18 protein-coding genes and 1 tRNA gene are annotated in these 23384 nt (G+C 47.1%); 8 read left to right on the forward strand and 11 right to left on the reverse strand.

The window, feature by feature from the left end:
• Positions 1–5: 5 nt before the first annotated feature.
• Positions 6–614, reverse strand: a complete 609-nt coding sequence (locus tag QUB64_RS07075) for a hypothetical protein (protein ID WP_333267186.1) — start codon at positions 612–614, stop codon at positions 6–8.
• A gap of 1499 nt (positions 615–2113) precedes the next feature.
• Between QUB64_RS07075 and alaS the strand changes: the two genes are divergently transcribed.
• The 4 genes from alaS (at position 2114) to QUB64_RS07095 (ending at position 10886) form a co-directional block, all read left to right on the forward strand.
• Positions 2114–4765 carry an alanine--tRNA ligase gene (alaS, locus tag QUB64_RS07080; RefSeq protein WP_333267188.1) on the forward strand — a complete coding sequence of 884 codons (2652 nt, stop codon included), beginning with the start codon at positions 2114–2116 and terminating at the stop codon, positions 4763–4765.
• Positions 4766–5095: 330 nt separating this feature from the next.
• Entirely contained in the window at positions 5096–8566 is a 3471-nt protein-coding gene (locus QUB64_RS07085) for a CHAT domain-containing protein (RefSeq protein ID WP_333267190.1), read from the forward strand.
• A gap of 453 nt (positions 8567–9019) precedes the next feature.
• Positions 9020–9379 (forward strand): hypothetical protein, encoded by a 360-nt coding sequence (locus QUB64_RS07090; protein ID WP_333267192.1) that lies wholly within the window; start codon positions 9020–9022, stop codon positions 9377–9379.
• Positions 9366–10886, forward strand: coding sequence for a hypothetical protein (locus tag QUB64_RS07095; protein ID WP_333267194.1), 1521 nt, complete (start codon positions 9366–9368; stop codon positions 10884–10886). The genes QUB64_RS07090 and QUB64_RS07095 overlap by 14 nt, the downstream gene beginning before the upstream one ends.
• Before the next feature lie 206 nt (positions 10887–11092).
• Here the strand turns inward: QUB64_RS07095 and moeB are convergent, their stop codons facing one another.
• The 7 genes from moeB to QUB64_RS07130 all read right to left on the reverse strand — a co-directional run bounded on the left by moeB (position 11093) and on the right by QUB64_RS07130 (position 18030).
• The gene (gene moeB / locus QUB64_RS07100; protein WP_333267196.1) at positions 11093–12262 is read right to left on the reverse strand and encodes a molybdopterin-synthase adenylyltransferase MoeB; all 1170 of its coding nucleotides are present in this window, start codon (positions 12260–12262) and stop codon (positions 11093–11095) included.
• A gap of 79 nt (positions 12263–12341) precedes the next feature.
• Positions 12342–12821, reverse strand: a complete 480-nt coding sequence (locus QUB64_RS07105; RefSeq protein WP_333267198.1) for a M67 family metallopeptidase — start codon at positions 12819–12821, stop codon at positions 12342–12344.
• Positions 12822–13051: 230 nt separating this feature from the next.
• Positions 13052–13279, reverse strand: a complete 228-nt coding sequence (locus QUB64_RS07110) for an indolepyruvate ferredoxin oxidoreductase subunit alpha (RefSeq protein ID WP_333267200.1) — start codon at positions 13277–13279, stop codon at positions 13052–13054.
• A gap of 414 nt (positions 13280–13693) precedes the next feature.
• The gene (locus QUB64_RS07115; protein WP_333267202.1) at positions 13694–14929 is read right to left on the reverse strand and encodes an ATP phosphoribosyltransferase regulatory subunit; all 1236 of its coding nucleotides are present in this window, start codon (positions 14927–14929) and stop codon (positions 13694–13696) included.
• Between the two features lie 485 nt (positions 14930–15414).
• Positions 15415–16401 (reverse strand): J domain-containing protein, encoded by a 987-nt coding sequence (locus QUB64_RS07120; RefSeq protein WP_333267204.1) that lies wholly within the window; start codon positions 16399–16401, stop codon positions 15415–15417.
• A gap of 102 nt (positions 16402–16503) precedes the next feature.
• On the reverse strand, positions 16504–17316 hold the full coding sequence (locus QUB64_RS07125) for an inositol monophosphatase family protein (protein ID WP_333267206.1): 813 nt from the start codon (positions 17314–17316) through the stop codon (positions 16504–16506).
• Positions 17317–17514: 198 nt separating this feature from the next.
• Positions 17515–18030, reverse strand: coding sequence for a thermonuclease family protein (locus QUB64_RS07130; protein ID WP_333267388.1), 516 nt, complete (start codon positions 18028–18030; stop codon positions 17515–17517).
• A 15-nt stretch (positions 18031–18045) separates the two neighbouring features.
• Between QUB64_RS07130 and QUB64_RS07135 the strand changes: the two genes are divergently transcribed.
• Positions 18046–18228 (forward strand): hypothetical protein, encoded by a 183-nt coding sequence (locus QUB64_RS07135; RefSeq protein ID WP_333267208.1) that lies wholly within the window; start codon positions 18046–18048, stop codon positions 18226–18228.
• Positions 18229–18242: 14 nt separating this feature from the next.
• Here the strand turns inward: QUB64_RS07135 and QUB64_RS07140 are convergent, their stop codons facing one another.
• Complete coding sequence (locus QUB64_RS07140; protein ID WP_293257854.1) at positions 18243–18611, reverse strand: 2Fe-2S iron-sulfur cluster-binding protein; 369 nt, start codon at positions 18609–18611, stop codon at positions 18243–18245.
• Between the two features lie 215 nt (positions 18612–18826).
• On the opposite strand from QUB64_RS07140, the gene QUB64_RS07145 reads away from it, so the two are divergent.
• Positions 18827–18911: transfer RNA gene (locus QUB64_RS07145), tRNA-Ser, on the forward strand.
• Between the two features lie 203 nt (positions 18912–19114).
• Complete coding sequence (locus QUB64_RS07150; RefSeq protein WP_333267211.1) at positions 19115–20122, forward strand: ADP-ribosylglycohydrolase family protein; 1008 nt, start codon at positions 19115–19117, stop codon at positions 20120–20122.
• A 147-nt stretch (positions 20123–20269) separates the two neighbouring features.
• On the opposite strand, the gene QUB64_RS07155 is transcribed toward QUB64_RS07150, so the two are convergent.
• Together QUB64_RS07155 and QUB64_RS07160 are read right to left on the reverse strand one after the other, a co-directional pair.
• The gene (locus tag QUB64_RS07155) at positions 20270–20905 is read right to left on the reverse strand and encodes a glutathione S-transferase family protein (RefSeq protein WP_333267213.1); all 636 of its coding nucleotides are present in this window, start codon (positions 20903–20905) and stop codon (positions 20270–20272) included.
• Positions 20906–21117: 212 nt separating this feature from the next.
• Positions 21118–21915 (reverse strand): pentapeptide repeat-containing protein, encoded by a 798-nt coding sequence (locus QUB64_RS07160; protein WP_333267216.1) that lies wholly within the window; start codon positions 21913–21915, stop codon positions 21118–21120.
• Positions 21916–21994: 79 nt separating this feature from the next.
• On the opposite strand from QUB64_RS07160, the gene QUB64_RS07165 reads away from it, so the two are divergent.
• Positions 21995–22897, forward strand: a complete 903-nt coding sequence (locus QUB64_RS07165) for a phosphodiester glycosidase family protein (protein WP_333267218.1) — start codon at positions 21995–21997, stop codon at positions 22895–22897.
• The last annotated feature ends 487 nt before the right edge of the window (positions 22898–23384 follow it).

Consider the following 23384-nt stretch of genomic DNA (forward strand, 5'->3'; position numbering starts at 1 on the left):
CGTTATTATCCGTGGTGGTGGCGCTCCGGTAACAGAAAATCGTTATTTAACTTATTATCAGCAACGCCTTTAAGTTCGGGCACAAATTCTGTGCCTTTGAGCCTCATGCCGAGTTCAAACAGAATTTCTGCCATGTCGTCTCTGGAAACTTTAACATCTCTGAGCATGGAAAAGCGCCGATCGAGTTCTTCAAAAACCTGTGTTTTCAAAGTGCGGGTTTCTTCGGAGAGTCGCTCTCTGGTTTGGGAGAGTTCGTCGCGAATCGAACTGGTTTGATTGTCGATGGCTTCGTCGAGGGCTTCGATGGTGCTGGAGAATTTGCGGTTAACGCGATCGATTTGCTGCCGGAGATCGGCGCTTTCTTCTTGCGAGTTTAAGGTGAGCGATTTAACTTTCTTTTCTAACGAATCAACTGCCGCTCTCATTTCTGTGGACAGAACTGTTTTCACCTGTTCGATGCGAGCCTGCATATCTTGCTGCATCATCGACAAGTCGGAATCTATTTTATCGAAGCGATTGTCGTATTCTCTAAGCTGCGCCCCGAAAATTATATCGCGAATCTGGTCAATATTTCCCAGGCGTTCGCGCATTTCTTCTTTGGTTATTTCGGCCATGATTTTACCTCGAATCTCCCAAAATTGTGAATTTAAGAACTGTACTATATTTTTTGTTAAACTGCTAGTCGAACCGTTTCAGCAGGCCCTTCATACGTGCTACTGACTTTGACTGTTATTGGTGACAGTTGTCAGATACAGGGGCTTTTTGAGGCACAGCTCGACTTTGAGACACTCCCACCCCGAAAGTCGGGGATGAGATGCTTGAGAAGTTTAACTCTAAATTTCCGTGAAATTCAGGTTCTTGGAGGCAATTATCAGAGCCACAACGAGGCTCCCAAAAATAGCGGTTTGCTATCCTTGCCTTGCAGCAAGCTCCTATGGGCGTAGATTTTCCTCCAGACAGCGAGGTAGGTTTTCATGTCTTGTACTGACTTTTCAATGATATCGCATCTTTGACCGTGCCTAATGCCACAGCGCCGGGGCCACGGCACAAAGCGGGCGGGGGCGATCGCTCGCTTTGTATAAGGTATAACTCAAAAGCTCGATCGAGTCACAGCAGTCCGAGCCGGATAGCACGAATAGAGCGAGACGCTCTACGTGAGTTCCGCAAGCGACCGTCCCCGCTCGCACTATCAAAGACTCGCTCTTCGGGGACGCTCTACGTGAGTTCCGCAAGCGACCGTCCCCGCTCTACGTGAGTTCCGCAAGCGACCGTCCCCGCTCTACGTGAGTTCCGCAAGCGAGCGAGACGCTCTACGTGAGTTCCGCAAGCGAGCGAGACGCTCGCACTATCAAAGACTCGCTCTTCGGGGACGCTCTACGTGAGTTCCGCAAGCGAGCGAGACGCTCGCACTATCAAAGACTCGCTCTTCGGGGACAGCACTATAAGAGCTTGCGCAGAGATGCTTCCATCGGCATTCTTCCCTCTCCCTCTCTCCCCCTCTTCCCATTTCCCTATAAAAAAGCGTAGGGCCCGATCGACAACGATCGGACCCAATAATATAAGAACCTTTGATTTTCTAACAAACGAGATGTGTTTCCGGTAGAGAACTATTACTTACTAGGGTTTACAACTTGTGCAGCTTTACTTTTAATCCGCAAGCACAATTAGTCTGACTCGACTGCGGTTTGGCTGAACTGCGCGATCGGCAGTTTTGCCACTATTCCAAGTTGTGTTCGGTTAATTTCGGCCGCGCCTCGGAATTTAGACCGGAGACACCATGTCTATATCCTTGAACTTTGCTTCTAAATATAGCGACCTCCTGTTTCTTTCTGTCCCGGTGTCTATTGTTAAGTTAGCACGGTCTTTGGGAGGAGTAAAGCACAATTTGTAAAACTTGATGGCTCTTTACATTACTAAGTATAATGATATAAATATCCACATAGATGTCAGTTAGGACTCACGCACGGCTGCCCGCAAAGAAACCGCGTTTTTTCACCGAGATTGAGGATTTTAAGCAACTATTCTGGTTGAAAAACCCGGTTTCTGGACACCCGTGCTCAATTCCTATAAATTCTATTGTTGCTACAACTTTACATACTTAAGTGTTTTTGTCATGTCTATTACTCCTAAGTCTCTGGGCGGCAGCGAAATCCGCCAAACATTCCTCGACTTTTACGCCCAGCGGGGACACAAAATTTTGCCCAGCGCTTCTTTGGTGCCGGAAGATCCGACGGTATTGCTGACGATCGCCGGAATGCTACAATTTAAGCCGATATTTCTCGGACAGCGGGCGGCAGAATCACCGCGCGCCACCACTTCGCAAAAGTGCATCCGCACCAACGACATCGAAAACGTCGGCCGCACCGCCCGCCACCACACGTTTTTTGAGATGTTGGGCAATTTCAGTTTTGGGGATTATTTCAAGAAACAAGCCATTGCGTGGGCTTGGGAACTTTCTACCGAGGTTTTCGGTTTACCAGCATCCAATTTAGTTGTTAGCGTTTTCCGCGAAGATGACGAAGCTTTTGCGATTTGGCGCGATGAAATTGGGATTCCGGGCGATCGCATTCAACGCATGGGAGAAGCAGACAATTTCTGGCAATCTGGCCCCACAGGCCCCTGCGGCCCTTGTTCCGAGATTTATTACGATTTCCACCCCGAAAGAGGCGATAATATTGACCTCGAAGATGATAGCAGGTTTATTGAATTTTATAACCTGGTTTTCATGCAGTACAATAAGGATGCAGAAGGCAATTTAACACCGCTGCAAAATCAAAATATTGATACGGGGATGGGATTGGAACGGATGGCGCAAATCCTCCAGAAAGTCCCCAACAATTACGAAACAGATTTGATTTTTCCGATCCTCCAATCGGCAGCGGAAATTGCCGGAATTGATTACCACAAAAGCGATGAAAATGTCAAGGTTTCGCTGAAAGTAATTGGCGACCACATTCGGGCTGTGGTACACATGATTGCAGACGAAATTCGCGCGTCAAATGTCGGCCGCGGTTACATTTTGCGCCGCTTGATCCGGCGGGTGGTGCGCCACGGGCGGCTGATTGGGATTCAGGGCGAATTTACGGTGCGGGTGGCCGAAAGTGCGATCGCCCTTTCGGAAGCAGCTTATCCCAACGTGCGGCAGCGCGAAGCTCAAATTAAGGCAGAATTGGCAAGGGAAGAGGCGCAGTTTCTCAAGACTTTGGAACGTGGAGAGAAGCTGCTTGAGGAAATTGTCGATCGTACAAAACAGCAAGCCAACCTCCAAATCAGCGGACAAGATGCCTTCACCCTTTACGATACCTACGGTTTCCCCTTAGAACTGACTCAAGAAATTGCTGAAGAACAGGGAATAACTGTTGATTTGGACGGCTTTGAAGTGGCGATGAAGGAACAGCAAACTCGCGCAAAAGAAGCTCACCAAAGCATTGATTTAACAGTGCAGGGTTCCTTAGATAAGTTAGCTGAAACAATCCAGGGAACAGAGTTTGTTGGCTATACTGAATTGTCGAGTTTAGCCGAAGTAAAAGTTATCTTAGTTGACGGTCAAGCTGTGGAATCAGCAGAGGCGGGAACTGAGGTACAAGTTGTGTTGAATCAAACGCCATTTTATGCAGAATCCGGCGGACAACTTGGGGACAAAGGTTATTTGAACAGCGGAGAAAACGGTCAGAGTTTGTTGGTGAGAGTTGATGATGTGAAGAAGGAATCCGATTTCTTCGTGCATTTCGGGTTTGTGGAACGGGGAACGCTGAAAGTTGGCGATAGTTTGACTGCGAAAATTGACAATAGCGGCCGCCGCCGGATTCAAGCGAACCACACAGCAACTCACTTATTGCAGTCAGCTTTGCGAAAGATTGTAGACGATTCAATTTCCCAAGCAGGTTCCTTAGTATCGACAGACAGATTGCGGTTTGACTTCAATTCTCCCCGCGCTGTGACAGCAGAAGAGTTGGAGAAAATTGAGGATTTAATTAATAGTTGGATTGCTGAAGCCCACGCTGCGGAAGTTGCCGAAATGCCGATCGCCCAAGCGCGAGAAAAAGGCGCTACCGCGATGTTTGGCGAGAAGTACGGCGACGTGGTGCGGGTTATCGATTTTCCCGGCGTTTCGATGGAATTGTGCGGGGGGACTCACGTCAGCAATACGGCTGAAATCGGGCTGTTTAAGATTGTTTCCGAGGCTGGGGTAGCGGCCGGTACTCGCCGGATTGAGGCGGTTTCGGGCCAAGCTGTGTTGGATTATTTGAACGTGCGAGACAGGGTGGTGCGCGATTTGGGCGATCGATTTAAGGCGAAGCCGGAAGAGTTACCCAACCGGATTACTAATTTGCAGAATGAGTTGAAGGATACTCAGAAGCAGTTGGCTGCTGTGAAGTCGGAATTGGCGATCGCCAAATCTGACCAGTTGTTAAATGCGGCGGAGGATCTCGGAGAATTCAAAATCATTGTAGCTCAATTAGGAGATGTGGATGCAGAAGCGCTGAAAACTGCGGCGGAAAGATTGCAGCAAAAATTAGGAAATGCAGCGGTTGTTTTAGCTTCGGTTGCTGATGCGGACAAGGTAAGTTTGGTAGCTGCTTTTAGTCCAGAAGTTAATCGGAAAGGATTGCAAGCTGGCAAGTTTATCGGGGGAATTGCTCAACTTTGCGGCGGAAAAGGCGGCGGGCGGCCTAATTTGGCGCAGGCTGGGGGACGCGATGCTAGTAAGTTGCAGGAAGCGTTGGATTGTGCTCGCAATTTGTTGGTTGAAGGGTTGGGTTAATCTGGGTTTTGTGTAGGAGACTAAAACTCTTTGTATCTCTCGTTTATAGCCCAGGCCAGATCCCCCTAAATCCCCCTTAAGAAGGGGGACTTCGATCGGAATCTTGTCCCCCCCTTCTTTAAGGGGGGCTAGGGGGGATCTAGCCTCGGCGGTAAACAAAAGTCTATCCCAGAACCCAGAAACCCACCCAGAAACCGGGTTTTTATCCCAAATACTTGCAAATCACCCTAAATATCCATAAAAACCCGGTTTCTTGAACCCTAAAAACCACCCAAAAAACCCTTGATTTCCCCCCAAAATGTAAAATTCAACAAACATGGGTAGTCAAAAATGAACGAAGAACGCCGCGAAGCCTATCTCACCCTGATTCAATCTCTCCTCACCGGGGACAGCGAAGAAGAAACCACCATCCTGCAAGCCAATCTAGAATTATTAGACGATGAATTTGCCCAATATTTGCGAGAGTGGGCAACGGAAACACTGCCCAATTTGGAGGCAGATCGAGCAGAAAATCATGCCAATATTTTATACAATTTAAATATTGAATTTTTAAGTCTTCAGCAAGGCAGTCGGAGCAGCAACATAGAGATTGCTATTGCTTGTCTGGATATAGGATTAACTATTTTTACCCGCGCAGATTACCCAGAAGATTGGGCCATAAATCAAAACAGTATAGCAAATGCTTACTTATACAGAATCAAGGGAGATAGGGGTGATAATTTAGAAAGGGCGATCGCATTTTATCAAGCAGCTTTACAAGTTCGCACCCGCCAAGCTTTTCCCGAAAAATGGGCAATAACTCAACATAATTTGGCAACTGCTTACAGAAACAGAATCAAGGGAGACAGGGGTGATAATTTAGAAAGGGCGATCGCATTTTATCAAGCAGCTTTACAAGTTCGCACCCGCGATGCTTTTCCCCAAGATTGGGCAATGACTCAAAATAATTTGGCAACTGCTTACAGTGACAGAATCAAGGGAGACAGGGGTGATAATTTAGAAAGGGCGATCGCATTTTATCAAGCAGCTTTACAAGTTCGCACCCGCGATGCTTTTCCCCAAGATTGGGCAATGACTCAAAATAATTTGGGAGAAGCTTACAAAAACAGAATCAAGGAAGACAGGGGTGATAATTTAGAAAGGGCGATCGCATTTTATCAAGCAGCTTTACAAGTTTACACCCGCCCAGCTTTTCCCGAATATTGGGCAACGACTCAAAATAATTTGGCAACTGCTTACTATTCCAGAATCAAGGGAGACAGGGGTGATAATTTAGAAAGGGCGATCGCATTTTATCAAGCAGCTTTACAAGTTTGCACCCGCCAAGCTTTTCCCGAAAAATGGGCAATGACTCAAAATAATTTGGCAATTGCTTACAGAAACAGAATTAAGGGAGACAGGGGTGATAATTTAGAAAGGGCGATCGCATTTTATCAAGCAGCTTTACAAGTTTACACCCGCCCAGCTTTTCCCGAATATTGGGCAACGACTCAAAATAATTTGGCAAATGCTTACTTATACAAAATCAAGGGAGACAGGGGTGATAATTTAGAAAGGGCGATCGCATTTTATCAAGCAGCTTTACAAGTTCGCACCCGCGATGCTTTTCCCCAAGATTGGGCAATGACTCAAAATAATTTGGGAGAAGCTTACAAAAACAGAATCAAGGAAGACAGGGGTGATAATTTAGAAAGGGCGATCGCATTTTATCAAGCAGCTTTACAAGTTTATACTCCTACCACCTTACCGCTTCAATGTCTGCTAACAGCGCAAAACTTAGGCGATTTAGGATTTAGAGAAAGCTTGTGGGAAACAGCCATCTTTGGCTACGAAAAAGCGATCGAAGCAGTCGAACAAAGCCGCGAGTGGGTAACATCCCCAAGCCGCAAACGAGAAATAATAGAAGAAAACCTCGATATCTACGAAAAAATGATGCAATCCTGCATCAACCACCAACAATATCACAAAGCAGTCCAAACCGTAGAACGCAGCAAATCCCGCTACCTAGTCGAACTCTTCACCAACAGCGAAATCTATCCCAAAACCGCCACCGAATCCGAAAAACAACAACTCAGAAACTTACGCAGCCAAATCGCCGCCGCCCAACAATTCCTAGAAACAGAATCATCCTCTCCCACTCTTTCTCCCCCCCTTACCAAGGGGGGGCCGGGGGGGGTTCCGGAAACACCAACTCCCACTCCAACTCCCCCCCTTACCAAGGGGGGGCCGGGGGGGGTTCCGGAAGACTCAGACACACAACGCACAACTCAATCCCGCAACCTCACCCCCGAATCGCAACAACAACAAACAGACAACTTAGCAACAGCATTGCACCAACTAGCCCAATTCCTCGAACCCTTTAAACAGCGAGAACCAGAATTCAAGCTAACCCAGAAAGTCGAACCCATAAACATCGCCGAATTCCAGCAAACATTAGATACAGAAACAGCAATTGTAGAATGGTACATCGGCAATCCAGACAACTTTAACAACCAAGACTGGGGGGGATCGGCCTTCATCATCACCCGCGACAAAATAGACTTAATACCAATTACCGCCACCGAATTAGCCGAATTAGAAACCTGGAAAAACGACTATCTCAACGAATACCGCGACAAAGCCAAACAAAAAATCTGGCAAAAAACCCTATCCGCAAAACTGCACAAACTCTCCGAAATCTTGCAGCTAGATGAGATAGTCGCCAAAATCCCGAATCGCTGCCGCCAACTAATATTAGTACCCCATCGCTACTTGCACCTATTCCCCCTCCACGCCCTACCATTCACGGAGGGCGGGCACGGGGGCACCGCCCCTACGAAAAACCTCCTAGACTGCTTCCCCAGCGGCGTGAAATACGCCCCCAGTTTGCAACTACTAGAACTCGTACAAAAACGCAGCAAAACCCGCCCATCTCCCGCCCCCGAACTTCAGCCATTATTTGCGATTCAGAATCCCACCGAAGATTTATCGAACGCCGACATGGAAGTAGAAATCATCAAACAAAGATTCAATCCCCATGACATATTAATCAAACAACAAGCCACAAAAATCGCCTTCAACGAAAACCTCAAAAACCTCTCCAATGCTAGCTACATCCACTTTTCCTGTCACGGAGTCTTTAACTTTGACTATCCGCTGCTGTCCCTTCTAGCCCTCGCTGGTGCGATCGAATCAACCTCAGAAATTAACCCGCCGCAAATCCTCGAAATTAACCCCCCCCAACCCCCCCTTGGTAAGGGGGGGCTTCCAGAGGAAATTAACCCCCCCCAACCCCCCCTTGGTAAGGGGGGGCTTCAAGAGGATAGGCCCGAAACTCCCCGCTATGTGACGATGCGAAGCGGGCGAAAAGCCATCCCGGAAAAATGCCTAACTTTGCGAGAAATCTTTGCCGATTTAGAATTAAGCAAGTGCAATCTGGTGACACTCTCCGCCTGCGAAACCGGGTTAACTGGTTTAACAGAAATGACTGATGAGTATATTGGTTTACCCAGCGGCTTCTTGTATGCTGGAAGTATGAATGTTGTCAGCACGTTGTGGTCAGTTGATGATTTGGCGACGGCGATTTTAATGATAAAATTTTATCAGGAATTGCTACGGAAAGTTTCAGTAGCCGTGGCTTTGAACGCCGCCCAAAACTGGATGCGCGCAGTCAGTAAGGAGGATTTTGGAGTTTGGGTTAAATCCTTAAATTTAGATAAAAAATCGGGCGAAAGTGTGGAACTGTGGTTAGTATTGTCGCCAGAGCAACGGCCGTTTAGTCATCCCAAGTATTGGGCGGCATTCTGTGCTACTGGATATTAGGATATAGATTTTTCGGGTTGTGGGATGGAGGGGCGGGTTTTCGAGTTCTGCGATTTGATGACCTAAATTTGGGTGAACCCGCCCCTACCAATCTTAGTATTTTGGATGTATTTTAGTATTACCAAATCTCGTAGGGGCGGGTTCACCAACAATCGAAGATTCTCACAAACAACTTACAAAAACCCGCCCCCACCCAACCAACCAACCCCGATCGCGTCAGAGGTTTTTGGGTATCTGCGATGGGTGGGGGCGGGTTTTCGAGTTCTGCGATTTGATGACCTAAATTTCGGCGAACCCGCCCCTACAAATCTTGGTGTTTTAGATGTATGATTGTATTACCAAATTTCGTTGGGGCGGGTTCACCAACCATCTTTGATTCCCACAAAAAAATTACATAAACCCGCCCCAACCCAACCAACCAACCCTGACATTTTATTAACGGAGAATTATTTTATGGAACCTGAAAAAGTTATCATTGTCTTCTTCAAATGGCTGCGCGAAAATCCGAGCATTTTCATGCCCACAACATGGCAAGATTTACCCAAACTAGATACAGAAATAGCTGAATCAGCCGATGATGAATTATTCCCGATTGCTATGACTATCAGCAAGTGGTGCGCCCATCATGGATTGGGAGAAACTTTAAAAGAACAAGTGCGGAAAGATTTCGACGATGCGGGCGAACCCACCCCAACTACACAACAGATGTTAACCAATACCACTCAAACTCTGCGTCAAGCCATTGAAGAAGCTTGCCAAAAACTTCAACAACTCGATGCACATAAATCTGATAAAGGCAATGACTCAAAATAGCAAAATCTATGCCCCGAACGTCTATTTATTTGCCTATCACCTCTGCAAACCTTCAGAAACAGAGTCGAGTTCTCTTGTAGAATTAACCAAACTGTGGGAAAAGTGCAACGAGATATTGCAAGCTAAATTAGCAGTGGGTAAAGGATTCAACGGCAGCTATTTATCCAAAAAAGACGAACCTCTCGGATGGCGAGTTAACCTGATTGACAAACAAGTTGTGGGCGGCCGCAATTCTCTCGCTTTTGCTAAGGATATTTCCCACGACAACCAGCAAATTAATCTCAAAGGTTTCGCCCAACCAGTGCGGATTGATGACAGCTATGCCTTGGGTTTGCAAATTCGCGTCCCCGAAAAAGTTAATAACGTTAAAACGCCCGCTGTCGGTGTTAGCATTTTCAAGGATTTTAATCCCGATAACTGCTTGCTGCCGGATTTTGTGCAAAGCTATTTCGGTCAAACTTTGCTGCTTACGGCTTGGCTGAGTGTCGAACAAAATCAGGCGGCGCGGGAAGATTCGCAGTTTCTGAAAAATTTAGCGCAACAGTGTCTGGAAAAGTTGATTTCCGGTGACAAGCTGCCGAGTTTTTACCGTCAAGGCGAGTTGTTTGGCAGTCCAATTTTAGAATACGGCAATCCCAATCGCCAAGATACTGAATGTCACATTATTGTCTGGTTTTTCAACAGTTCTGCAACTGATGACATCTGGGATGAGACGCGCTACAGCGATTTTGTCGAGTTGTTTTTGTACCGCAATAAGATTCTCCGCGCTTATCAAGACACCCGCAAACTCTACTTGGTGACTCGCGAGGAATACAAACAAATTGAACTGAATATCGACGCGACTTTTAAGTATTTGCAGCAAGACGAAGCGCAGCAGCGACAATTGAGAGGTGCGGGTTTAAAGGAAGAGGAATTAGAACGTCTGAAACGTCAGACAATTGAGATGCCGTCGCGGGCTGTCAAGTATTCGCGCTTGCTGATGGAGTTGGAATTTAGGCAAAATACGATCGCCATTAACGCCAAAAACTACGAAGATAAGTTAAATCAGATAAGTCTTGACTTAAAATCCCGGAAGAAGTACACTGATACTCAGTGCGATTTAAGCTTTCTCGAATTATTCAGCAAAGAAACGTCGCCGCGGTTTCAAGCACAAATCAAAGCAGACTTAGGCTACTTCACCCACGGCACGGGCTTGCTAGACAAGGCAATGGAAGCAATTCGAGGTGTTGTCGCCATTGAAGAAGCTTATCGGGATGCGAAATTAGAAGTCACGATTCAAGCTGTCGGATTTGGTTTGGGAGTCGCCGGGGTAGTGGCTGGGAGTTCTCCTTATTTGATCAAACAAGACCCGCCGAATCAGGTGATTGCTTTGCCTTTCCTGAAGGTGGGAATCAATTCTTTTGCGCTGGTTTTGTTGATTAGTATTGGCGCGGGGGTTGTGGTTTGGTCTTTGGTGATGTTGGGGGCAAATTCCAAGAATTTACTAGGTAAAATTAAGCGAAGATAAGACGGCGGTTGAAACCGCGTCTACACAAACAATCCTGGACGCCTCCGCGGACTGAAGAAAATGACATAATTTGAGATGTCTCGTTTTCTTCAACCCGCGGAGGCGGGTTTTGTTTGTGTCGCCGCGATTTCAATCGCCGGGGCATCTTCAACCCGCATCGCCGGGTTTTGTCTGTGTCGCCGCGATTTCAACAGCCCCGTCTTCTCTTAATATTGAGGAACGGACGAATCTACTTCTTGACTCCAAGCGGTAATCCCGCCCTTAACATTAATCCCCTCAATTCCGGCTTCCTTCAAAATGCCCAAGGCCTTCGCAGAACGGCCGCCCATTTTGCAATGTGCAATCAAGCGATGTCCGTTCAACAATTCCTTGACTTTAGCAACACCTTGGCCGTGTTCGATATCGGGTAAAGGTACCAAAACTGAGCCGGGAATTTGAGCAATTTGATACTCGTTGGGATTGCGAACATCCAACAAGACAAAATCCTTGGCGCCGCTGTCGATTAACTCTTTAAGTTCGGTGACAGTCATTTCAGGAATTTTCTGTTGTTCTGCTTCCTCGGCTTTTGCTTGAGGAATGCCGCAGAATTGTTCGTAATCGATTAACTTGTCAATTACCGGCCGCACTGGATTCGGCCGCAATTTCAACTGGCGGAATGTCATGTCTAAGGCGTTGTACAGCAACAATCTGCCGCTTAAAGTTGTGCCTTGACCTAGGATAATTTTGATAGCTTCCGTGGCTTGGATGCAGCCAATCACTCCAGGTAAAACGCCTAAAACGCCGCCTTCCGCGCAGGAAGGAACCATTCCAGGAGGTGGGGGTTCTGGGTACAAATCGCGGTAATTCGGGCCGCCTTCGTAGTTGAAAACTGTTGCTTGTCCTTCAAATCGGAAGATGGAACCGTAGACGTTGGGCTTGTTTAAAAGCACTGAAACGTCGTTCATTAAATAGCGAGTCGGAAAGTTGTCGGTGCCATCGATGATGATATCGTAGGGAGTGGCAATGGCGATCGCATTTTCGGAACTAACGCGAGTCTCGTACAAATCAACCTGACAAAAAGGATTGATTTCTAAAATCCGATTTTTCGCCGAATCAATCTTCGGCTTCCCCACCCAAGAAGTGCCGTGAATTACCTGGCGCTGCAAATTAGAATGGTCTACAACATCAAAGTCTACAATCCCAATGCGGCCAACACCGGCGGCTGCTAAATACAGCAACAGCGGCGAACCGAGTCCTCCCGTACCGACGCAGAGCACGCTAGCAGCTTTGAGACGCTTCTGGCCTTCCAATCCAACTTCTGGCAGGATGAGGTGGCGAGAGTAGCGTTCGTATTCTTGTTTGTTGAGCTGGATCTCGTCCAGATTAGGATTTAGCATGATATTCTGTATAGTTCCGATTTTGAATTACATCCTATCTGAATCTTTCGCATTTTTGCGTGTTTGTTATGTTTAGTAATTATTTCTTAATCTGAGTCGGTTCGGCTGTGACAATTTCCTCTGCTTGAAAGTTGCCCTCGGCGTCGAGACTCCAACTGCGGAGGTCTTCTGAACTGCCTTGTCTGACGGAAACTATGATGTAAGAGTATTCGGCCCAGGCCATTGTCCGATCGCACTCTGAGGGCACTGCTGCACAATCCGGGTGAGAATGGTAGATGCCGAGGATCTCTAATTTGCGATCGCGCCCGTGTTTCATCGCCCGCAACATCGCTTCTGGCTTAATAGCATACCTGCGTCTTTCTGTCAAGCTTGTTTGTTCCGGCCAATTATCCTGGGCTTGAGCACTCCAAGCATTCTCGGTCGGCCAAACTTCTACTAAAGTTTTCACACCCTCCGCGATTGTACCTAATAATAAACCGCAACATTCTTCGGGATAAGTGCTTTCGCCGTGGCTGCGGATTGATAATATCTGTTCGGGGGTAAGGGCGATATTTTGCATTTTATTATAGGCTTTTTTAAACGAACCGCGAAGGCGCTAAGGACGCGAAGAAAGAGAGGATTCGGGAAGGGAAAGTCCCCATATAACTCATGTCACATAAACCTGGTTTCTTTTCATAAATTTTTGGTGGATTAACGAATAATTTAGCTAACTAACCGTAGGGTGCGGAGCGGGCGAAAGCGTGAGTTTGTGGCCGTCACATTCAACTCTGACGCACCCTACAATAGATATCAATTTGGTGTTTGCTGCAATTCCGGTCGTTCGTCTGGGACGATCGCATTTTCGACTGGACACACCTGCAAACAAATGCCGCAGTCTATGCAGGTATCGAAATCAATCCAATACCAGTCGGTTCCTTTGACGTTTTTACCTGGGCCGGGGTGAATGCAAGCAACTGGACAAGCGCCGACACAATCAGCAACTCCCTCGCAGATATTTGTAACGATAGTGTGCGCCATGTTTCTATTTTAGATTTTGGATTTTGGATTAGACATTATATCATGTCTGTCTGACTACTACAACAATACAATTGGTTTGTAGTGGGGACTTTAGTCCTCTGGTTTTTTGCGGACTGAAGTCCTCACTACGAACTTGGTTTGTAGTGGGGACTTTAGTCCTCTGTTTTTGCGGACTGAAGTCCTCACTACGAACTTGGTTTGTAGTGGGGACTTTAGTCCTCTGTTTTTTGCGGACTGAAGTCCTCACTACGAACTTGGTTTGTAGTAGGGACTTTAGTCCTCTGTTTTTTGCGGACTGAAGTCCTCACTACGAACTTGGTTTGTAGTGGGGACTTTAGTCCTCTGTTTTTTGCGGACTGAAGTCCTCACTACGAACCGTTTTTACTGCAAGTAATTTGTTGGACTTGACAAGGCTTAATTTACTTTTTCAATTGTCGGGGAACCTTCGGCATTTACCCAGGCAATTTGACTAATTCTACGATCGCGCGCGTAGTCTCTGGCTTCGTCTTCTGTCTCCCGATTTGCCAAATCTATCTCCACTCGCACTTGGGGGGTAGACTCTCGGAGTTTGCGGGCATAATCAAAGGCGGCTGCTGCTGCTTCGGGTGTTTGAGGCACTACTAACCATTCGCTGGCTGCTGTCTCTGTGGGCAATTGACCCTCTGTTAGCAAAACTTGGTGCAAATCTTCAATATTCAGACAAAACCCGATGCCGGGGGAATTTTGCCCTTGGGGGTCGAACAGTCCCAACAGTTGGTCGTACCGTCCGCCTTGTCCTAACACTCGCTGTCCGCTTTTGCTGCTGCTGACAACTTCAAACACTATTCCAGTGTAGTAGTCAAAGGTTTGAATTAAACTCAAATCGAGGTGGATGTGAGATTTCAAGTTGGGGATTTTTGCTTGACATTTGTCCAGCAGTTCGATCGCACATTTGAGTTCATTTAACGCGGCTTGCTGTGGCACATCTAAATCTAGCTTCGCCACAATCTCCAATACCTCTTCTGGGCGGCCGCGCAAGTCAAATAACAGCAGAGCTCTTTCTCGCAATTCGTCCGACAGCGGCAATGTTTCTAAGGCTATGCGATCGAGATTTGCGATCGCCGATCGCACTTTTTGGCGCACGTTTGGCCCAAATGGTTCTAGCAATGTTGCAGTCAAGCCCGCTTCTCCCAGCACCAAATGCCAGTCATCAATTTCTAAGTTTTGCAAGCACTCAGACAGCAGCAGCAGCACTTCCGCATCCGCAACGCTTCCCCCCGCGCCGAGCAGTTCTACCCCCGCTTGATAGAACTCCTGTTGCCCGCCTGAACCCGTATCTGAGCCTTTGCGGAAGACGTTGGCATTGTAGTAGAGTCGCTGGGGCTGCCAGCTTGTCCCGGACATCCGCATTGCAGCCGCGCGGGCGATGGATGCTGTCAATTCCGGCCGCAAGCCGAGTTCTCCATCCTCGGCGTCTTGGAGTTGAATTAAGGTCGATCGGTCGATCGCGCCCCCAGCCATCAACGTCTCCAGCCTTTCTAGAGTAGAAGTAATAATCCGGTGATAGCCCCAGCGGTGAAACACCTGCTGCAAGCGCCGTTCGATCGCAATTTTTTGAGCAACGTCAAGGGGCAATAAATCTCTTGCACCCGATGGAGGTTGGTGAACCATATCAATTTTAGATTTTAGACCTTAGATTTTATACCAATTTCACAACAGAATACCACTTCAGGCAATTTTCCAACTCTCACGCAGTCAGTTAATCTCCATTCTTTAATTGAAAATCGTATTTGATTGGACTTAGAAGCTGGGCTTTAGGAGACCTTGTTAAAGTCGAACGCCGTCAGTCTAACATTCGACTTTAACCAATTAAGGTATCACCAATACGCTTGGGTTCAAAATACCGGGAGTTTGAAACCGCCCTATTATTTTTTCAACAATGATTCAAAACTGACTAATGACTAATGACGGATGACTAATGACTAATGACGGATGACTAATGACGGATGACTAATGACTAATGACGGATGACTAATAACTAATGACGGATGACTAATGACTAATGACGGATGACTAATAACTAATGACGGATGACTACTGACTGCTGACTAATGACTAATGACTAATGACTAATGACTAATGACGGATGACTCTTTTTATTTCTTCTTCCCGCCAAACAAACTTGCAAAAAATCCCGGTTTCTCCTCACTTTTTTTATCCTTTGCGGAAACTTGTTCCAGCTTTTTCTTCACCTCCAAAGCCGTCGGTTCTTCAGGATTTGATGCCAAAGCTTTTTGCACCTCAAGTTTTGCCATTGTGGCTTGATTTTGTTGCAAGTAACACATGGCTAACAAAGCGTGGGCTTTGCTGTGTTTCGGATCGCGCTTCAGGGCTTCTTTCAACTCCAAAGTTGCTTTGGCGTAATTTTTGCTGTCCATGAATCCTTGAGCTCGGACGCAAGATCGATCTGCCAGCGAGTCTATTGGGGGTTTTGGCCGCGGCGCTACTGGAGTTACTGTGGTAGTTGGGTTTGCTGTGGTAGTTGGGTTTGCTGTGGTAGTTGGGTTTGCTGTGGTAGTTGGGTTTGCTGTGGTAGTTGGGTTTGCTGTGGTAGTTGGGTTTGTGGCTTTTGAGCCTGTACCGACTGAAATCGGAGGATGGCCTGGCCGCTCTTTTCGCAGCAAGTAAACCATGTTAAGTTCACTAATTTGATCGATCGCCTCTTGGGTTTCCTGAACCGACTCGTACTGCTTGAGAGCGAGTTTACCAACTGCTGTTTTGTAAGCTTCTTCCAAATCTTTAGCAGTAGCTAACTCTCGGGCTGCTGCGCTTTCGATTTGCATTTTCCCCTGTTCTTTAGCGAGGCGCTTGCTGATGGTTCCTAATAGCAGGTTGTATTCTTTGCGATCGCTTTCCTTAGAGAATTTGTTGTAGGCGGGATTGACCACTTTTGACAAAAATTGGTTGGCCCAATCTTTATCGGCTGGGTTTTCAAAAGAGCAAGTATCCGAATGCAAGCGGCGGGCGATTTTCATGTAGCGCTTGCGGATGTCGTTAAACTCTGCGTCTAAGGGAATTCCCAAAATTGCGTGCTGATCTGTAAAGTCGTACTTAAACAGCCCTTTTGTCATTTCAAAAGACATAACTTACACTCTTCCTTTCCTGACTTTTGACTATTCTTTAATGTAGCCTGACTTAAGGGGTTATGACCCCCGTACTACCCCCGATACCTTGCTGTCGAAGGGCTACCAGGAAGATAAGGGCGGAACTGAAAGCAATGCACCGCTGAGTTCGGCGTGTATTTTGCCGTTTGTCGCCAAAACTCGACCAGAGCTCATCTCAAAGGCACCGCCGTCATAGGCTGTAACTTGACCTCCGGCTTCGGACACGATGAGTACACCGGCTGCTACATCCCAAGGCGAGAGTCCCCGTTCCCAGTATCCGTCCAATCGCCCGCAGGCTGTATGTGCGAGGTCTAGGGCTGCGGAACCGCTACGGCGCACGCCTTGGGTGAGGTGGGTGAGGTGACAGAATTCGGCATAGTTATTGTCTGCTGTTTCGCGCCGATCGTATGCAAAGCCAGTAACTAGCAAGCTGGTTCTCAATTCTGAACTTTGCGAAACTGCGATCCGCCGACGGTTGCAGGTTGCTCCCAATCCTTTGCCTGCCCGAAACAATTCGTTATGTAAAGGGTCGTAAATTACGCCGATTTGTGGTATGCCGTCGATTAAAAGTCCGATCGACACAGCGTAAAAAGGATATTGGTGAGCATAATTCGTTGTACCGTCCAAAGGGTCGATCGCCCACAGGTATTTGCTAGTTGCATCTCCTAATTTGCCGGATTCTTCGGCGAGGATGGCGTGTTCGGGTACGTGGCGGCCGAGAATTTCTAAGATGACGGCTTCTGAGGCTTTGTCGGCTTCTGTGACTAAATCGCCCGATCGGCCTTTTTCTTGAATATTTTGTAATTTACCGCAAAAAGATTGCAGTACAGAACCGGCGGCGAGTGCTGCTTCGGTGGCTATTTCTAAGTAATTTTGCAGTTGATTTTCAGTCATTAGGAAGAAGGAAGAAGGAAGAAGGAAGAAGGAAGAAGGAAGAGGCAATAACTGGTTCCTAGGCTTTGCCTGGGAACCTATATCTAGAGGCTCTGCCTCGGCTGGAAAAAATGGAGGCAGAGCCTCCGGATCTGTGTTCCCAGGCAGAGCCTAGGAACGAGTGGAAATGACTACTGTCAACTGTCAACTGACAACTGACTATTTCTGATTTTGCTGGCGGAATTCTGCGGGAGTTTGGCGCAAAGCTCGTTCTGGATTCCACAGGCCTTTACCCATGAGTCTCGCCCATTCTTGAGCGTTGGCGAGTCGCTGTTGATATTTGGTGTTGCGCGATCGCACTGAGACCAAAACATAACCTTCTTTGACTAGCAGTTCGTTGAGCAAAATTTGATCTTGCCACAAATAGGCTAATTTGCGATCGAACCTGTCTTTCTGTTCGATGTCTGATTCTAGCAATACTTCTTTCCCCCCAGTTAGCTGTTCTAGTCTTTGTTTGGCCGCTTCTCCCCAAGGCTGCTGTTTTAAATCTGGCGCATCAATCCCAATCAGCCTGATTTGTTCTAATAAGGCGATTTTGTCGGCTGTACTGATAACTTCGATTGTTTGTCCGCTGATGGCTCTTTCTACTTTGGCGATCGTACCTTGGGGCATTTCTGGTTTTTCGCAGCTAGCTAACAACAGACAAAGGGCGATCGCAAATAACCTATAAAGCAGCATTGGGAATGGGGAATGGGGAATGGGGAATTGGGAATGGGGGATGGGGAATGGGGGATGGGGAATTGGGAATGGGGAATGGGGAATTGGGAATGGGGAATTGGGAATGGGGAATTGGGAATGGGGAATTGGGAATTGGGAATGGGGAATGGGGAATGGGGAATGGGGAATTGGGAATTGGGAATTGGGAATTGGTAATTAGTAATTTGCTCTCACTCTTCATCCAACGGCAAACCCACCTTAACTTTACCTTTACCGAAATAGCGGCCGAATTGCAATTCGTACACTTCATCTTCGTCTTGCGTCTCTACCTCGACGTTAGAACGGGGATAGCAGACGCACAGCAAAGCATAACCCTCTTTTTGGAGTTCCACAGAAAGTCCCATTGCTTCAGGCTGGTGCAGTTGTCCCGACTTGACGCGCACCGCACAGGCGGTACAAGCGCCGTTGCGGCAGGAAAAGGGCAATTCTACTCCTTGATTTTCGGCACTTTGCAGGATGTACCGGTCTTCTGGTACTCGCACTGTGTGGCGATCGCCCGTTTGTCTGTTATGAATTTTAATTGTGTAGGAGCGAGTCATAGGGATTTTAGATTTTAGATTTTAGATTGAAGAATTGGACTTGGGGAGCAAAATCCTTGATATGAATGGGTTTGCCACACAGCGAGGAGAATTTGGCTCGCCCCTTTGACACCCTACCCACATTAAACAACAAATTTATGCCATTACCCCCTTCCCAAATCAGATTTGTTCTGCTAAGATAGTTTAGCTGTGGCTGAATGAATTCATTTAGCCCTGGAGAGGTGGCCGAGCGGTTGAAGGCGCACGCCTGGAAAGTGTGTTTAGGGCAACTTAACGAGGGTTCGAATCCCTCCCTCTCCGTTACACAAGCTGTTCAGGCAAAAAAACAGCTTGCAAAAAATCTCTTGTATGAGATAAATACTGTAATGAGATCGCCCCTGAGTTTTTTTGATAAAAGCCTGGGGCGATGCTTTTATATTTTTGAGTGTAAATTACGGGCAAAGCCCTTCGCCTGTTAAAAAATGTAGTAATCTGTAGATACCAAATAAATCTGGTATCTGGAAATGGATGCAATAGTTGCCGATAAAATTCGCGGCGTATTATTCGGTCAAGCTATAGGAGATGCACTGGGTGTTGGCACTGAATTTTTATCTCGCTCGGAAGTAGCTTTCACATTTCCGAATGGATTGCACAACTATTCCGACTTCAGGATTTATTCTAAAATTACTAACGAATTTGAACAATTTGACGATCCGCGTTGGTCGCCTGGAGACTGGACAGATGATACCGATCAAATGCTCTGTATTCTTGACAGCATACTCGCTCATCGGACGATCGATATTCACGATATAGCTGCTCGCCTGCATCACTGGGCTGTAACTGACGCTTTTGGCATCGGTGCAACAGTATCTGCTATTGTTTACCATCCAGGATTTCTGGAAAATCCTCATCGAATAGCTGAAGAATATTGGGAATCCAAGGGACGAAGCTCGGCGCCAAACGGTGGGGTTATGCGTACTTCACCTCTCGGGATTTGGCAATATTTAGATCGGGAAAAAATCCGCTATAATGCTGAGACAGTATGCCGAATAACTCATGCAGATCCCCGCTGTCTTGGTTCCTGTGTAGCAGTATGCTTGGCAATTAGTCAACTACTACAAGGAGAACAAGATCTAGATAAATTGGTTGATGCGATCGCCAAAGATGTTGAGACATACCATCCAGAGATGGCAACTTACCTTACAAAAACTCAAGCTGATTCATTGGAAGTATTAGATTTAGACGAAGGATTGAATGCCAGAGAGCGGGTGACATATTGCTACACTCTCAAAACTTTGGCAGCAGGGTTTTGGGCATTGCGTCATGCCAACACCTTTTCAGAGGGGCTTCTGGCGATCGTTCACGAAGGGGGAGATGCAGATACTAATGCAGCAGTAGCCGGAGCGCTACTGGGAGCAAGATTTGGATATCGGGCAATAGAGTCTGCTTGGATTGAAGGTTTGATTCACAGACAAGCATTGGAGCAACGAGCAGAACAGTTAATCGAATCCTTTTCATGCGACTCAACTTAAAAGCTGCTGCGTAAGTCGCAACACTTCGGGCCGCTGCGATCGCCTGTATTCCGACGCTGCGAATTGTAGCTGGATCTCGCCCAGTGGAGCGATCGCGCGCAAGCTGGCTTCTGTAGCGGTGGTTTGGTGGCAGTTGTTCGATCTTGACTAATCCACCTCGGAATAAAAATCTTCGTCAGCTTGCCCAAAAGCAGGACGAGCCATCAACTTTTGAGTGTAAGCAGTTAAAATTGGCTGATTTTTCAGCATTCCCAATTTTAAAGCCCAGACGAGAACTCCGCCTGCGATAATATCAGCTATGGTAAATTGGTTTTCGACAAGGTAATCTTGATTTTTTACTGCCTCTATGAGTGGTTCGGAAACGCGATCGAACCATTCTTGGGCTTCCGGCGCCGAGCATTGTTGGGCTATTTTCTTCAGCAGCAATTGTTCTGGTAAGTGAGGCAAAACATTAAACATGAATTTTTCCACAGGCGGTTCGAGCGTCGCAACTGCATAAAATAGCCACTGGTAGTAATAGCCTCGCGCTGGCATTGAGAGTGCTGGTGCTAATCCTTTTTCTGGATATCGGTCAGCGAGGTAAGTACAAATCGCAGCCGACTCAAAGATGGTAACATCTCCATCGATTAAAACGGGTACTTTCCCGTGCGGATGAAGTTTTCGGTATTCTGGATCTTTCATCATAGCCATCGTTGGTCGTATCAATTCGTAAGGAATTGCCATCTCTTCCAAACACCACCGAGGCCGCACTGCTCTTGTCGTAGGAATGTAATAAAGTTTCATGAAGGTAATAGTTAGTAGAGACTCTGATTATAAACAATCGATGATTGATTAGTCGCTGCTTTTACTTTATTCAAATAAGTCCAACATTCTATCTGAGGACTATTTTAGCCTAGTTGACGAGCTGCTCTGATAATCAAGTATTGTGGAACGGGCTTCTAGCCCGTTGCGAACATCAAATATTTGTGGAACCCGCTTCTAGCCCGTTGCTAAAATTAGTGCAATATCTTAGTGCGATCGAACTTAGCACCGGTGAGATTTGCCCCTCGAAACGAAGTACCCTCAGTATTGGCAATCTCTCGAACAATAGCAGAGAAAGAGACAAACGCAAACCAAAGATACAGCAGCGACAAAAAGGCGAAACACGTACCCAACAACAGTTTCTGAGTGTTCAGAAAAGCGCTAGCCGTTGCAGACAACAAAAAAGCTCCTCCGTAAGTCGCCACACTTCCAGCCGCTACGATCGCAATTTTAGCAACTTGACGGCGAATCCGAGAACTCACAAAAAACATTAACACCCCGCCGATCGCCATTCCAGCCAAAGCAGCCTGGGAATTATTGTTAGTTGCAGTCCCAGCATAGAAAAATCCCAACAAGGCTCCTGATAGAATAGCAGAAACTGTTCCCGCCAATCTACCGATTTTTGAGGTTGGTTGCTGTTGGCGGGCGATCGCCCCAGCCATACCAGCAGCGCTCAAAACCCCGTACAGCAACAGCACAAAAGGCCAACTGCGAGAATCCGGTACCTGTCCTTGCGTGCTCAAAATCAGCCGAGTCACAACATCGCCCACAATCACACAAATCGCGATCGCCACGCCACTCAAAACAGCAATCTGTCGCCCAGACAGCCCGATTTTCGCACCCAAAAAATTCGCACCCTCTAACTTAGCATTACTAAAATTGCAGCCACGAACATCCGCACCGCCAAAATCAGCGCCGTTAAGAACTTGTCCCCGAAACGATCGATTACACAAAACTTGATTGCTAAAATTATTGGCATCCGAATAATTCATATTTCTCTTCTCTTCCCTCTCTTATCTTCCTTCGCGCCCTTCGCGTCTTCGCGGTTCGTTAAAAAATCTCCCTCACCAAATGAAACTCAATCACAAAATCAAACAAATTTCACAAATTCTCGGTTTCGGAATCTTGCTCGCACCAATACTAACCTACAACATTCCCTACTTTTCGCGTCCAGCACAAACCAACGAAGTGCGATCGCTATTTCAAGGAATCGCCTACCGACGGGAATTCCGCTCAAATCCTCGTCCAACCGTAATTCACACTGTTAGCATCGATCTCAAAGCGCCAGGAATTGGAATTTTTGTCACTCCCGGAAGCGCCACACCCGATTTAACAGAAACCAACGCCCGCACCGCTACTGAATTTCTGAAAGAATTTAAATTGCAATTTGCAGTCAATGGGAATTTTTTCTATCCCTGCGTTGAGGAAGCACCTTGGGATTACTATCCCCGGAGTGGCGATCGGGTAAATAACGTCGGACACGCGATTTCTAAAGGTGAAGCTTATTCTCAGCCAGAATCACACTTTCCCGCCCTGTGTTTTGATGCCAACAACCGCGCTCAAATCATCGAAAATGGTGTTTGTCCTCAGGGAACAGCCCATGCAGTTGCGGGAGATACTGTGCTGGTGAAAAATGGGAAATCGGTAGCACAAAGTCCGGAAAAAAGCAAGGACGATCGACCTTATCCGCGAACAGTTGCGGCGATCGACTTCACAGGCGAAAAGTTGTGGTTGATTCTGGCAGATGGCAAGCAGAGGCTGTACAGCGAAGGGCTGACATTGAGCGAAATAACAGAGATTTCGATGCAGTTAGGAGCAGATACAGTGCTGAATTTGGACGGCGGCGGATCGGTAACTTTGGCAGTCGCATCGCCGTCAGGAGCGAAACTGTTGAATGCTCCGATTCAGAATAAAATGCCCATGCAGCAGCGTCCAATTTCCAATCATTTAGGGTTTTATGCACGGGAGAATTAGATCGTGTCCGGTCGATTACCATAACAATCACAGTTCGTAGTGCGCCCGAAAGTCCGCAGCAGTTCGTAGTGCGCCCGAAAGTCCGCAGCAGTTCGTAGTGCAGTTCGTAGTGCGGACTTGGGTTCTGGGCCAGAGAGCGGACGCCAGGACGCACTACAAACCAATCTTATTGTGGTCAATCGACCGGACATGATATTAGATCGTCGGCGGTTGAAACCGCTGCTATACAAACAATGTCTGCCTCCGCAGACTCAAAAATTGTCGGCGGTTGAAACCGCTGCTATACAAACAATGTCTGCCTCCGCAGACTCAAAGAAAGATGGTACGCACTGCGCACCTTACTAATACAAATCTGGCTGAAACACCCGCTTTATTTCTTAGTCCGCGGAGGCGGACATCGTTTGACTAGAAGCGATTTTAATCGCCGACTTTTACGATCCATTTCTTAGTCCGCGGAGGCGGACATTGTTGGTCTAGAAGCGATTTC

Origin of the sequence: Microcoleus sp. Aus8_D2 (genome assembly GCF_036702665.1) — a bacterium.
Classification (GTDB): Bacteria; Cyanobacteriota; Cyanobacteriia; order Cyanobacteriales; family Microcoleaceae; genus Microcoleus.